The sequence below is a fragment of the Pseudotenacibaculum haliotis genome, from assembly GCF_042684245.1.
Taxonomy (GTDB): domain Bacteria; phylum Bacteroidota; class Bacteroidia; order Flavobacteriales; family Flavobacteriaceae; genus Polaribacter; species Polaribacter haliotis_A.
The window spans coordinates 521,472-535,966 of record NZ_JBHULH010000003.1 but is presented as its reverse complement, the minus strand read 5'-3'; the positions used below and the strand labels follow the sequence as shown (position 1 = coordinate 535,966).

The 14,495-nt window shown below is 37.8% G+C and carries 9 protein-coding genes and 1 tRNA gene; 4 read left to right on the top strand and 6 right to left on the bottom strand.

What is annotated here, in order from left to right; all coding sequences use genetic code 11:
* Positions 1-37: 37 nt before the first annotated feature.
* The 3 genes from infB to rimP are packed head-to-tail and all read right to left on the bottom strand — an operon-like array spanning position 38 to position 4,591.
* Complete coding sequence (gene infB / locus ACFSRZ_RS08200; protein WP_379666059.1) at positions 38-2,812, bottom strand: translation initiation factor IF-2; 2,775 nt, start codon at positions 2,810-2,812, stop codon at positions 38-40.
* A gap of 48 nt (positions 2,813-2,860) precedes the next feature.
* The gene (nusA, locus tag ACFSRZ_RS08195; RefSeq protein ID WP_379666058.1) at positions 2,861-4,117 is read right to left on the bottom strand and encodes a transcription termination factor NusA; all 1,257 of its coding nucleotides are present in this window, start codon (positions 4,115-4,117) and stop codon (positions 2,861-2,863) included.
* A gap of 12 nt (positions 4,118-4,129) precedes the next feature.
* Positions 4,130-4,591, bottom strand: a complete 462-nt coding sequence (gene rimP, locus ACFSRZ_RS08190; RefSeq protein WP_379666057.1) for a ribosome assembly cofactor RimP — start codon at positions 4,589-4,591, stop codon at positions 4,130-4,132.
* A gap of 190 nt (positions 4,592-4,781) precedes the next feature.
* Here rimP and ACFSRZ_RS08185 point away from each other — a divergent pair, with 190 nt between their 5' ends.
* The gene (locus tag ACFSRZ_RS08185) at positions 4,782-5,609 is read left to right on the top strand and encodes a universal stress protein (protein WP_379666056.1); all 828 of its coding nucleotides are present in this window, start codon (positions 4,782-4,784) and stop codon (positions 5,607-5,609) included.
* A 152-nt stretch (positions 5,610-5,761) separates the two neighbouring features.
* Here ACFSRZ_RS08185 and ACFSRZ_RS08180 read toward each other — a convergent pair.
* A tRNA-Gln gene (locus ACFSRZ_RS08180) sits at positions 5,762-5,832 on the bottom strand.
* Between the two features lie 168 nt (positions 5,833-6,000).
* Between ACFSRZ_RS08180 and ACFSRZ_RS08175 the strand changes: the two genes are divergently transcribed.
* Positions 6,001-9,084 (top strand): protein O-mannosyl-transferase family, encoded by a 3,084-nt coding sequence (locus ACFSRZ_RS08175; RefSeq protein ID WP_379666055.1) that lies wholly within the window; start codon positions 6,001-6,003, stop codon positions 9,082-9,084.
* Positions 9,085-9,086: 2 nt separating this feature from the next.
* Entirely contained in the window at positions 9,087-9,710 is a 624-nt protein-coding gene (locus ACFSRZ_RS08170) for a polysaccharide deacetylase family protein (protein ID WP_379666054.1), read from the top strand.
* Between the two features lie 145 nt (positions 9,711-9,855).
* Here the strand turns inward: ACFSRZ_RS08170 and ACFSRZ_RS08165 are convergent, their stop codons facing one another.
* Positions 9,856-10,149 (bottom strand): thioredoxin family protein, encoded by a 294-nt coding sequence (locus ACFSRZ_RS08165; RefSeq protein ID WP_379666053.1) that lies wholly within the window; start codon positions 10,147-10,149, stop codon positions 9,856-9,858.
* Positions 10,150-10,236: 87 nt separating this feature from the next.
* Complete coding sequence (locus tag ACFSRZ_RS08160) at positions 10,237-11,463, bottom strand: metallophosphoesterase (protein ID WP_379666052.1); 1,227 nt, start codon at positions 11,461-11,463, stop codon at positions 10,237-10,239.
* Between the two features lie 164 nt (positions 11,464-11,627).
* Here ACFSRZ_RS08160 and polA point away from each other — a divergent pair, with 164 nt between their 5' ends.
* Positions 11,628-14,468 carry a DNA polymerase I gene (gene polA / locus ACFSRZ_RS08155; protein WP_379666051.1) on the top strand — a complete coding sequence of 947 codons (2,841 nt, stop codon included), beginning with the start codon at positions 11,628-11,630 and terminating at the stop codon, positions 14,466-14,468.
* Positions 14,469-14,495 lie beyond the last annotated feature (27 nt).

The window sequence follows — 14,495 nt, the reverse complement described above, 5'->3', positions numbered from 1 at the left end:
CTGTACAGTGGCGTTTTTCTTATTTTTAAAGGTCTTACTATTTCAGTTTTTTCTTAACTGCTACTTCTTTGTAAGCTTCTATATTATCTCCTTCTTTGATGTCGTTGTAGTTCTTGATCTGAAGTCCACAATCGTATCCTTTAGCTACTTCTTTTACATCGTCTTTAAATCGTTTCAAAGAAGCTAACTCTCCATCGTGCACTACAATTCCTTCACGGATGATTCTTACTTTAGAATCTCTGTAGATCTTACCGTTCATAACCATACAACCTGCAATGTTTCCAACCTTAGAAATCTTATATACTTCTCTGATTTCAACATTTCCGGTAATTTCTTCTTTCATTTCCGGCGACAACAATCCTTCCATTGCATCTTTCAGGTCGTTGATCGCATCATAAATGATCGAGTATGTTCTAATATCTACCTCTTCTTTGTCTGCTACAGTTCTAGCATTTCCTTGAGGTCTTACGTTAAATCCTACAATGATCGCATCAGATGCAGAAGCTAATAACACATCAGATTCTGTGATTGCTCCCACTCCTTTGTGAAGAATGTTCACCTGAATTTCTTCTGTAGATAGTTTCTGGAACGAATCTGTTAAAGCTTCTACAGAACCATCCACATCTCCTTTTAGGATAATGTTTAACTCTTTGAAATCTCCTAAAGCAATACGTCTTCCAATTTCATCAAGTGTTAATGTCTTCTGAGTTCTTACAGATTGCTCACGTTGTAATTGTGAACGCTTGGTTGCAATTTGTTTTGCTTCACGCTCATCATCAAATACATTGAACTTATCTCCAGCTTGAGGCGCACCGTCTAATCCTAAGATAGATACCGGTGTTGAAGGCCCTGCTTCTTTTAGGTTGTTTCCACGCTCGTCAAACATGGCTCTTACTTTACCACTGTGTTTCCCAGCTAATAAGTAATCTCCAATACGAAGTGTTCCTGCTTGTACTAAGATTGTAGATACATATCCTCTACCTTTATCTAATAGGGCTTCTACAACTGTTCCTACAGCATTCTTAGTTGGATTAGCTTTTAATTCCAATACCTCAGCTTCCAGCAATACTTTCTCTAACAACTCATCAACACCTTGTCCTGTTTTTGCTGAAATATCTTGTGATTGAATGCTTCCTCCCCAATCTTCAACTAACAAATTCATGTTTGCTAATTGCTCTTTGATCTTATCTGGATTTGCATTCGGTTTATCTACTTTGTTAATTGCAAAGATAATAGGCACTCCTGCAGCTTGTGCGTGAGAAATTGCCTCTTTTGTTTGTGGCATTACATCATCATCCGCAGCAATTACAATAATTACCAAATCGGTAACCTGAGCTCCACGAGCACGCATTGCCGTAAAGGCCTCGTGACCCGGTGTATCTAAGAAAGCAATTCTTTGCCCTCCTTCAACTTCTACTGAGTAAGCTCCAATGTGCTGTGTAATTCCTCCAGATTCTCCTGCAATTACGTTTGCTTCACGGATATAATCTAACAACGATGTTTTTCCGTGATCTACGTGACCCATTACTGTAATAATTGGAGCACGTGTTTCTAAATCTTCCGGATTGTCTTCTACCTCTGCGATTGCTTCTTCTACTTCGGCTCCAACAAATTCTACTGTATAGTTGAACTCTTCTGCAACAATTGAAAGTGTTTCTGCATCCAAACGTTGGTTCATTGTTACCATCATTCCTAAAGACATACATGCAGAAATGATATTGGTTACAGGAACATCCATCATGGTAGCCACCTCACTTACTGTTACAAATTCTGTAACTTTCAACACTTTGCTTTCTTCAGCTGCTGCAGCTAATTCTGCTTCTGTTTGCTGACGGTGAGCGTCTCTTTTCTCTCTTCTATATTTAGCTCCTTTTCCTTTGTTAGATTTTCCTTGAAGCTTTTCAAGTGTTTCTCTTACTTGCTTTTGGATTTCAGCTTCTGACAATTCTTCTTTCTGAACAACAGGTCTTCTTTGCCCTCTTCTATTATTTCCTCCTCTGTTGTTTCCTTGTCCTCGGTTCTGTCCTTGTCCTCTGTTTTGATTTCCTTGTGCAGTTCCTCCTCCAGGTTTGCTGATTCTTTTTCTCTTACGCTTAGATGCGTCAGTATTTTTATTGTTGTCCTGTTTCTTTGCTTTGTCTTCAGGTTTTTTCTTAACCTTCTCAAATTGTTTCAGGTCAATTTTCTTTCCTGTAAGCTTAGGACCATCCAGTTTTTTATACTGAGTCTTGATGGTTTCAGAACCTTTGTTCTGCTCTTTAGGAGCTTCTTCTTTTTTAGGAGCCACTGGTGCTGGTTTTTCAACCTTTTCAACTTTAGGCTCTTCTTTTGGTTCTTCTTTTACCTCTTCTTTTACTTCTTCTTTTACCGGAGCAACTTCAGGTTCTTTTGAAACTGGAGCCGGAGCCGGTTCTTCTTTCACTTCTGTAACAGGTTCTTCTTTCTTAGCTGGAGCTGGATCTATATCGATCTTACCCACAGTTTTTAACTCTAGCTTTTCAGCTTTAGCTTTCAGAACCTCTTCTTTCTTTTCTTCTTCAGCTCTTTTTCTTTCTTGTTTGGCTTCAAGCTCAAGGCGAATTGCCTCTTTTTCTTTCCTCTTCTCTTCACCAACCTCTTTTGATGCTGCTCGTTTGTTTGCATCTGTTTCGAAACCATCTAAAAGCACCTGATACACTTCCCCTGATATCTTGGTAGTAGGTCTTGCGTCGATCTGATGTCCGTTCTTCGCAAGATATTCCACTGCCCTATCAAGAGAAATGTTTAATTCTCTCAGCACTTTATTTAGTCTCATTGTTTTGCTTTCCGCCATAAACTTTAGTAACCTTTGTTTGTAAAAGTATTATTTTTTTATTGATGATTAATCTTCAAATTCTTCTTTTAGAATTCGTTGAACATCTAAAATTGTTTCTTCTTCTAAATCTGTTCTTTTCAACAATTCTTCTACTGAAGTTTCAAGAACACTTTTAGCTGTATCTAATCCAATGTTTTTAAATTCTTGGATAACCCATCCTTCGATCTCATCTACAAATTCAGTCAATTCAACATCTTCTTCTTCAATTCCTTCTCTTTGTACGTCGATCTCGTATTTGGTCAATTCACTAGCTAAGCGGATGTTTACCCCACCTTTACCAATAGCTTTAGAAACTTCTTCCGGCTTTAAGAACACATTTACACGTCCTTTTTTACCGTTCTTTTCTTCTTCGTATTGCTCTATATTCATAGAAACGATCTTTGCTGGACTCAATGCTCTGGCAATGAACAACTGCTCGTTCTTAGTATAGTTAATTACATCGATGTTCTCATTTCCTAATTCACGAACAATTCCATGAATTCTAGAACCTTTCATTCCCACACAAGCTCCAACAGGATCAATTCTATCATCGTAAGAATCTACAGCTACTTTTGCTTTCTCACCTGGGATTCTAGCCACACCTTCAACGGTAATCAATCCGTCAAATACTTCCGGAATCTCTTGCTCGAATAACTTCACTAAGAACTCAGGCGATGTTCTCGAAAGAATGATTGCCGGTTTGTTTCCTCTTAGTTCAACAGCTTTGATCACTCCTCTTACAGAGTCTCCTTTTCTAAAGAAGTCTGATCTAATCTGCTCGCTCTTTGGCAACACGATCTCGTTTCCTTCATCATCCAATAAGATGATTGCATTGTGACGAATATGATGAACCTCTGCACTGTACAAGTCTCCTTCTAAGTCTTTAAACTGTTTGAAAACATTTGTGCTATCGTGCTCGTGGATCTTAGAAATCAAGTTTTGACGCAATGCCAAAATAGCTCTTCTTCCTAAATCTACTAATTTTACTTCTTCAGACACATCTTCTCCGATCTCAAAATCTGGCTCAATTTTTTGAGCTTCAGTCAATTCGATCTCTTCATTTTCGTCTTCTACTTCACCATCAGCAACCACAATCCTGTTTCTCCAAATCTCCAAATCTCCTTTATCAGGGTTGATAATGATATCGAAGTTATCATCCGAACCAAACTTACGTTTTAACGCGGCTCTGAATACTTCTTCCAAGATAGACATTAGTGTTACTCTGTCTATACTCTTTATATCTTTAAACTCCGAAAATGAATCTATTAACGCTATATTTTCCATTGCATATTCTTCTTAAAATGTAATCTTCACTTTTGCTTCTTTTATATTCTCGTATGCTATTGTAGCATTCTTTTCTACGGTTACTTTACCTTTTCCTACGGGTTTGGGCTCTCTGGCTTTCCATTGCAAAGAGATTCCTTCTTCATTAGCATTGATCAATGTTCCTTCAACTTCGCCTTCTTCGGTCTTTACTTTAAGAACTCTGTTGATGTTCTTTTGATATTGACGCTCAACTACCAATGGCTGGGTAATATCCGGGGAAGTTACTTCCAATGCAAAATCCTCTTCTTCTCTATCTAAATTATGCTCTACATGTCTGCTGATACGAACACATTCTTTTAGTGAAATCCCTTGATCTCCATCAACAATTACCTTGATCTTGTTATTGGGTAAAAATCCCAAATCAATTAGAAATAAAGAATCGTTTTCTTCAATCGCCTCATCAACTAACTTTCTTACTAATTCCTGATCCATAATTAAGGTATAAAAAGAGGGGACTTTAATGTCCCCTTCCTCTTCGTTTTCGTGATTTTCGCTGCAAATATACTAACTAGTTATTTAATACGCAAACGCCTACTATTCAATTATTTTTTGTAAATTTAATGAGCCTCGTTGGCAAATTAATAAGCTTCCCTCCACAACCAACAATCTAACTATGTTCATTATGAGTAAAATATTAGTTCCTGTGGATTTTTCTCAGAAATCTGAGTACGCGGTAAAGCTTGCCGCAAAAATAGGGAAGAAAACAAGCTGCGAAATCTATTTATTACATATGGTTGAACTTCCGTCCGGAATAGTAGACATGGGGGCTGGGAGTAATTTTAGCATCCCGGAAAGCATGATGTATTTACGCAAAGTAAAAGAAAAACTACTGGATCTAAAGTCAAGGTATTTTAATGAAGATCAGGTAGCTAGACATGCCATTCGCTTTCAAACACCTTATGATGGTATTCGAGATTACTCAAAAAAAATTGATGCCGATTTAATCATCATGGGATCTCAAGGAATTTCTGATTTTGAAGAAATGATTATTGGCTCTAACACCGAAAAAATTGTTAGAACTTCCGAAATTCCTGTAATAGTAGTAAAGACAGACACAAACAAATTCAAATTAAAAGATCTCGTATACGCGTCTAATTTTAAAGATGATAACAAAGAGTCTTTCAAGAAATTCTTAGGATTTGCAAAACTGTTTAAAAGCAAAATTCATCTCTTAAAAATAAATACCATCGGGAAATTTGAAAGCTCGTCTGTTACCAAACAAAAAATCAAAGATTTTATCAACGGATTGGATATTCCTAAAAGCACAATTAACGTGTATAACGATACATCTGTGGTAAAGGGAATCACTAATTTCTCTAGAGATATTAATGCCGATCTCATTGCCTTAAGCACTCACGGAAGAAGCGGGCTTTCCAGCCTGTTTAACGGAAGCATTACCAAGAGTGTCTCAAAAAACGTCTTAAGACCTGTGATCACATTCAAACTATAAATGAAAAAAACCTCTCAAATTTGAGAGGTTTTTTGTTGGCCCACAAGGACTCCCTTCGGCAAGCTCAGGATAAACCCTGCTTATAGTAAGCAAGTTCTCATCCTTAAACTTTTTCAAATAAAAAATCCCGACTCTAAAAAGTCGGGATTTCGTTGGCCCACAAGGACTCGAACCTTGAATAACGGCACCAAAAACCGGTGTGTTACCATTACACCATGGGCCAATGCCTTTATTGCGGATGCAAATTTAAATCAATCTTTTGATACTGCAAACATTTTATTGAGTTTTTTGATTTTAACAAAGTTTTATCATCAATCCTATCCTATTACTGGACTTAGAAACGTTTTTTCTGTGATAAATTAGTAAATTCGCCTCCATATATTACTATAGTATGACGTCAGAAAACTTCAAAAAATGGAACCTAATTCTAGGTTGGGGGACATTTCTTATAGCTCTAATTACCTACGCATTAACGTTAGAGCCAACGGTTAGTTCATGGGATTGCGGGGAGTATATCTCTACTTCTGTTAAATTGGAAGTAGGTCACCCTCCGGGAGCACCACTATTTCAAATGTTAGGTGCGTTCTTTGCGATGTTCACTAGTAATCCTGAAAATATTGCTATGATGGTAAACTTCATGTCGGCATTGGCAAGTGCGTTTACTATTCTGTTCATGTTCTGGACCATTAGCAACTTAGGAAAAAAATTAGCTGTGAAATCAGGAGAGGTTTCCGAAGGTTCTTACATTGCCGTTTTAGGTAGTGCTTTGGTAGGATCTTTGGCCTATACATTCTCAGATAGTTTTTGGTTTAGTGCGGTAGAAGGAGAGGTGTATGCCATGTCTTCTTTCTTAATGGCTGTACTTTTCTGGCTGGGATTAAAGTGGGAAAGCGAAATCAATACTCCTAGAGGAAACAAGTGGTTGGTATTGATCAGTTTTGTTGTTGGACTTTCTTTTGGAGTTCACATCCTTTCTTTATTGGTAATTCCATCCATCGTATTGTTGTATTTCTTTAAGACTTACCATACTATTAACGCAAAAACCACAGTAATTGCTACCGTTATTTCAATACTGGTACTTGCTTTTGTATTTAAATTCTTATTCCCGTTTACATTAAAGTTCTTTAGTGCTTCCGAATTGTTCTTTATCAATTCTATCGGATTGCCATACAACTCAGGAACTATTATTGCCGGAATCATTTTGGTTGCTGCTTTTTACTTTGGATTAAAGTACACCCGAAAAACACAAAAAATTACAGCCAATACATTGATCTTATCTGTTCTGTTTATCATGATCGGATTCTCATCTTGGTTGATGCTCCCTATTAGAGCCAATGCAAATACAACAATTAACGAGAACGACCCTTCCAGTGCACGAGAATTGTTGGCCTACTACAACAGAGAACAATACGGTGATGCCAATGTATTTTACGACACCTATTACTCAAACGTATACAGAAGAGAACAAGATTCTAAGAATCCTACCAAAGATGATAAGCCTAAATATGAAAAGAAGAACGGAAAGTATGAGATTGTAAACAACTACAAAGGAGTACTTCCTAACTTCTCTGATCGTCATAAAGGATTTATTCCGAGGATGACAAATACCAGCGATCAGTCTATTAAGATTTACAAGGCTATCACAGGAATTCCGGAGAACAGTACGCGTAGACCAACATTTGCCGAGAACATGAAGTTTATGATCGACTACCAGTTTGGTTACATGTACGGTCGTTATTTTATGTGGAATTTTGTGGGTCGCCAGAACGATACACAAGGAATGCTGGATAAGTTTAACGGAAATTGGTTGAGCGGTATTCCTGCAATTGATAATAGAAGATTAGGTCCTCAGGAGAATCTTCCTTCGGATGTTCTAGAAAACAAAGGAAGAAACAAATACTATTTCTTACCTCTTATCTTAGGACTGATTGGGTTGCTGTATCAAATTCGTAAAGACAAAGAAAACTTCTATACACTATTGATCTTTTTCATCTTTACCGGATTTGCCATTATCTTCTATACAAACCCAAAACCTTTTGAACCTAGAGAACGTGATTATGCCGTTGTAGGTTCCTTCTATATTTTTGCTATTTGGATTGGATTTGGAGTCTATGCACTCTATCAATCTTTAAGAAAAATGGCCAGTCAGAAAATGGTTGCAACAGGAGTTACTGTTTTATCATTGGCTGCGGTTCCTTTATTAATGGCTTCTCAAAACTGGGACGATCATGACAGGTCTAACAGATACACAACACGTTTAAATGCACAAGCGTATTTAGAGTCGTGTGACCCGAATGCCATCATGTTTACCATTGGTGATAATGATACTTTCCCATTGTGGTATATGCAAGAAGTAGAAGGTATAAGAACAGATATAAAATTGGTAAACACCAGTCTTTTTGCTACAGATTGGTATATAGATCAGATGAAGAGAAAGACTTATGATGCGCCACCAATTCCATCACAATTAGAACACGATCAATACAGATACGGAACCTTGGATGTGGCTTACTATTTTGAGCAATTGTTCCCACAGTACAAAGATTCTATTATTGATATTAAGACATTCATGTCTTGGATTGAAAGTGATGATCCTCGTACTTTCTATGACATTGATGAAGATGGAAACCCTGAAAAAGTATTACCAACCAACAACATCAGAATTCCTGTAAATAAAGAGAATGCTCTAAAATATGGTATTGTAGCTGCCAAAGATGCAGATAAGATGTTAGATTATATAGATATTAAGATAGACAGAGGAATTACCAAGAACAGAATTCTAATGTTGGATATCTTGGCAAACTTCGACTGGAAACAACCCATCTATTTTACAGGAGGTGCTTATGCTGCCGAAGAATATATCTGGTTAAAGAACTACTTACAATTGGATGGAGTTTCTTATAAGTTTGTACCTATAAAAACACCAAACGAAGGTATGTTTGATATGGGACGTATAGATCCTGATAAGATGTATACCAATATTAAGAAATTGGATTGGGGTAACATTAACGATGGTAAGATCTATTTAGATGAGCAAACCAAAAAGAATGCAATCTCTTTACGTAACAGCATGATTCGTTTGGCAGAAGCATTTGCTATAGAAGGTGATACCATACAAGCTGTTGAAGTATTGGATCTTTCTCTAGAAAAGATGCCAATTAAAGACTTTGGGCACTATAGCTTGTCTTTAGGATATCCTGAGATCTATTATCAATTAGGAGAAAAGGAGAAAGCACGAAAATCTGCTCAAACACTTTTCCAGATCTTTAAAGAGCAATTGGAGTGGTACTCTGAATTCCCAAAAGATCAGGTTGAATGGGTTTTTGAAGAGATAGACAACAACCTATTATTATTAAGAAATGTAGTAGGTCAGGTAGAACGATATGACGATAAGGCTGAATTCCAGAAAATGCAAGGCGATTTCATCAACATTGTAAAACTGTTCAGTCATTTGATTCCTGAAGAGGAACAATAATCATGAAACTATATACTGTAAAGACGCCAGGTATCATTCGGAGTATATTCCCGAATTATATCTGGCGTTTTTCTTCTACTTCCAAAGAGATCTATCTTACTTTTGATGATGGACCTACTCCGGAAGTTACCGAGTTTGTTTTAGATGAGCTGCAAAAGTTTAATGCCAAAGCCACCTTCTTTTGTATTGGAAAGAACGTAAAATGTAATCACCGTATATACGAACGTATTTTAGAAGAGGGTCATGCTGTTGGTAATCATACCTTCAACCATCTAAAGGGGACAAAAACAAAGAACAACATCTACTTAGAAAATGTAGCGCATGCCGCAGCTCACATTCATTCAAAATTGTTTCGCCCTCCTTATGGGAAGCTTAGATCTTCTCAAGGCAAAGCTTTGAGAAAAAAGGGATATTCTATTGTAATGTGGGATGTATTGAGTGGCGATTTTGATACTTCTATAACTCCGGAAACTTGTTTAAACAATGTATTACAAAATACCAAAAGTGGTAGCATTGTAGTAATGCACGATAGTGTAAAAGCAAAAGACAAGGTGTATTATTCTTTGCCAAAGATCTTGGCTCACTTTGCAGAGAAAGGGTTTGAGTTTAAAGCAATTTCTGCTTGATTTAAAACGAGAAGCTTTTTAGGAACTTATTGTGTAGACATCTCGCTTCCGCTCGATATGACACATCTTAATGTGTCTTTTTAAACCATAAAAACACATCTGAATTCAGATAGATAAAATGTAAAAGGAAACTTTTGAACTACTGTTAGAAGTATTGCTGTACCAGTCCAATTAAGGTGTTTGCATCTTGCTCTCCTGTTTGACGCCATTTCATCTCACCGTTCTTATAGATCATAAACGTTGGATTTCCTTTGACTCTCAGGGCTTCTGCAAGCGCTTCATTCTTTTTGATGTCGATCTTAATTACCTTGGCTTTATCTCCCAAAGCAGCAGCAACATCTCTTAAAGTATCCAAATTATTGTCAGCATCTTCCCAATCGAAATAGAAGTCGATTAAGACGGGTTTTTCAATACTGATTAATTCGCCAAACTTTGTCATTTTTGTTTGTTTTACGTACGTCTCAAACGCGTTTTACGGCGCTTTCTTGCTTACAAATATAACATTTCTGCTCAATTCACTTGATTATCAAGCTTTTTTCAGCTCAATAACCGTGATTTCCGGCCAAATTCCTACGCGTCCGGGGAAAGCATGGTAGCCAAATCCTCGGTTTACGTTAATATATCTTCCAAACTCTTCATAGAGTCCGGCCCACTGTCTGTATACGTATTTAGAAGGGCTCCATTTGATCCATCCCGGAATCTCAATTCCCATTTGCAACCCGTGTGTATGACCACTTAGGGTTAGCTGATAATTAAAATCGTCATTCTTTACCTGAACATCCCAATGCGAAGGATCGTGAGACATCAACACTTTAAAATCGTCTTGCTGTATTTGCTCAGAAGCTTTCTTTAAATCTCCTTTCTTCTGAAAACCTCCTTTTCCCCAATTCTCTACTCCTACCAAAGCTATCTTCTGTCCGTCTTTTTCTATGTAACGACTCTCATTACACAACAAATCGAATCCCATTTTGGGGTGAATGTCTTTTACCGCTTGAAAATTGGCTTGTTTTGCCTCTTCAGAAGGCCAACTGGTATAATCTCCGTAATCGTGGTTTCCTAAAACAGAGTACTTTCCGTAAGGAGCATTCAAATTACCAAACATCTCTATCCAATTGTCCATTTCTACCGCCTTGTTGTTTACAATATCTCCGGTAAACAGAATCATATCTGATTGCTGATCGTTGATCATATTCACACCATACTGAATCTTCTCTTTGTTGGTAAAACTCCCTGAGTGAATATCGGAAATCTGAGTAATGGTAAATCCATCAAAAGCATCGGGTAGATCTTTGAAAGACAATTGATATTTCAGTACCTTGTAATTATATCGTCCTTGAATGATTCCGTAGAGGAAAGAGGTAAACGGAATGGCAGCCACAATTAATGCCAATTGCGAAATAAATTTACGTCTTCCGGCAATGGGTTTTGTGGGTTGGCTTCCTGCCCAAGAGATTAGCTTTTGTACCCAACGCACAACATCTTCTCCAAATAAAATAACTAGGATCAATATTTTAGGGATAATGGCTGTAAGCATCATTCCTGCTGCTAGTTGAAACTGCTTGGTCTGTCCTGCCGATCTTGGTGTGGTAAAGATTACAAAGAGGAAATAGGCATATACTGCTATTCCAACAGTAAGCCAAGACCAACGAATAATTTTGTTTTTAGTGACTGTTTTGATAGCCTGAAATGCGTAGTATTCCAGTATAAAAACCACCACAGAAAAGATGATGAGGGGTAAAAACCATCGAGGCATAAATCAACTTGATTTTAATTAAACAAAGATACGGGTTATATACATCATGAATTTTAACATCATGTTAAAGTTTTGTAGCTTTATTGCGGAGTTCGCAGCGACAAATATTCTTTGAATATATTGTCTGTTTAACTATCTTCACCTTACAATCATAAAACCATCAAATGTCTGACAAAAAACGACTTTTTTTACTGGATGCCTATGCATTGATCTTTAGAGGTTACTACGCTTTTATTAAAAACCCACGAATCAACTCAAAAGGAATGGACACCTCAGCCATTATGGGATTTACCAATTCCTTATTGGATGTGATCAAACGTGAAAAACCGGATTATCTGGCGGTGTGTTTTGACAGAGGTGGTAGTGCGGCGAGAACGGAAGCTTTTCCTGAGTACAAAGCCAATCGACAAGAAACACCGGAAGCCATTAGAATTGCGGTTCCTTATATCGAAAAGATCTTGGAAGCCATGAACATTCCGGCCATTGTAAAAGAAGGATTTGAAGCAGATGATATTATAGGAACTTTAGCCAAAAAGGCTGAGAAGAAAGGACTGGAAACCTATATGGTAACGCCTGATAAGGACTTTGCCCAACTGGTATCTGACAGTATTTTCATGTTCCGCCCTCCTCGTATGGGAAATTCCTACGAAAAATGGGGAGTAAAAGAAGTACAGGAAAAGTTTGAGGTAGAACGACCGGAACAGGTGATCGACTATTTGGGAATGATGGGTGATTCTGTTGATAACATTCCGGGACTGCCGGGTGTGGGAGATAAAACTGCCAAGAAGTTCATTGCGGCTTATGGCTCTATGGAAGGTCTGTTGGAAAATACCCACGAGCTAAAAGGAAAGATGAAAGAAAAGGTAGAGAATAACAAAGAGCTTGGGATATTATCCAAAGAACTGGCTACCATCATGCTGGATGTTCCTGTAGAATTGAATGAAGATGAACTTATTTTTGAGCAACCCAATGTAGAAGCTGTTAAAGAGATCTTTACCGAATTAGAGTTCCGTCGTTTGACAGAGAATTTCTTAAAGACCTTTGCTGCTTCTACCACTCAAGATGCCCCTAAGGATGTTACTTCGAGCGGAGGCGAGAAGTCTCCAAAAGCAGCTCCATCCAACGGACAATTTGATCTGTTTGCAGCTCCGGGAAGCGGAAATGTAACAGAAGAAGAAAGTTTATCGGGTTTAAAAACCATTAAGAATACAGATCATTTCTATCAGCATGTAAATACATCGTTATCCAGAAAGCTGTTGCTACAAAAACTAATGCAGCAAACTTCTGTGTGTTTTGATACAGAAACTACAGGGTTAAAGGCTTTGGAAGTAGAAGTGATTGGAATTGCTTTTGCTTGGGAAGTAGGCAAAGGATATTACGTGTCTTTACCGGAAGATCAGGAAGAGACACAACAGATTTTAGAAGAATTTCGTCCATTTTTTGAGAATGAGAACATAGAAAAGATCGGACACAATTTAAAATACGACATCAAGGTACTGTCTAACTACAACATGCCTGTAAAAGGAAAATTGTTTGATACCATGATTGCGCATTATCTCATTAATCCGGATATGCGTCATAATATGGATGTGTTGGCAGAAACCTATTTAAACTATCAACCGGTTTCTATTACAGAACTAATTGGTAAAAAAGGAAAAAATCAACTCTCTATGCGTGTGGTTCCTATTGCAGATCAAACGGAATATGCGGTTGAAGATGCAGACATCACCTTGCAATTAAAAGAGCATTTTACCAAAGAGTTGGACAGCGGAAACGTAACTCAATTGTTTAACGATGTAGAGTTGCCATTGGTATCTGTACTAACAGCCATGGAAATAGAAGGAATTAACCTAAATACCGATTTCTTAAAAGAACTATCGGTGGCTTTAACGGATGACATTAAACGTTTGGAGCAAAATATTTACGAGCAAGCGGGAGAAGAATTTAACATTGCTTCACCAAAGCAGTTGGGACCTATTTTGTTTGATAAGTTAAAGTTGGTAGACAAACCTAAAAAGACCAAAACAGGGCAGTATTCTACGGCAGAAGACGTGCTGTCTTATTTAGCCAAAGATCATCAAATTGTATCGGATATTTTAGAATACCGCCAGTATAAAAAACTACAAAGCACGTATGTAGATGCTTTGCCGGAAGAGATCAACCCAAAAACCGGACGTGTGCATACGGTGTATGCGCAAGCGGTGGCAGCTACGGGTCGTTTGAGTTCTAACAACCCAAACTTACAGAACATTCCTATTAGAACAGAACGCGGACGCCAGGTACGTAAAGCCTTTGTACCGCGTGATGAAAATTATGTGTTGCTGGCAGCCGATTATTCGCAAATAGAATTACGCATTATTGCGGCATTGAGTGAAGAGGAAACCATGATTCAAGCCTTTCAAAACGGAGAAGACATTCATGCCTCTACCGCTGCAAAAGTGTTTAATGTACCTATTAATGAAGTAACTCGCGAGCAACGTAGCAACGCCAAAACGGTGAACTTTGGAATTATCTATGGTGTATCTGCTTTTGGGTTGAGCAATCAAACCAACTTAACGCGTAAAGAATCTAAGGAATTGATTGATACCTATTATGAAACTTACCCAAAGTTGCGTGCCTATATGTCTAAACAAGTAGATTTTGCCAGAGATAATGGCTATGTAGAAACGGTATTGCAACGTAGACGCTATTTAAAAGACATTAATTCCAGAAATGCCATTGTACGTGGTGCGGCAGAACGAAATGCGGTAAATGCGCCGATTCAGGGGTCTGCGGCAGACATTATAAAACTGGCAATGATTAATATTCACAAGCGTTTTGAGCAAGAGCAGTTTAAGTCTAAGATGTTGTTGCAGGTGCATGATGAATTGGTGTTTGATGCCCACAAAGACGAGCTAGACACCATAAAACCCATCATCAAAGAAGAAATGGAAAATGCTTATAAACTAGCGGTGCCGTTGGATGTAGAAATGGGCTTAGGTACAAATTGGTTGGAGGCGCATTAAACTCAAAAAATAGACAAGTTAAGAAAC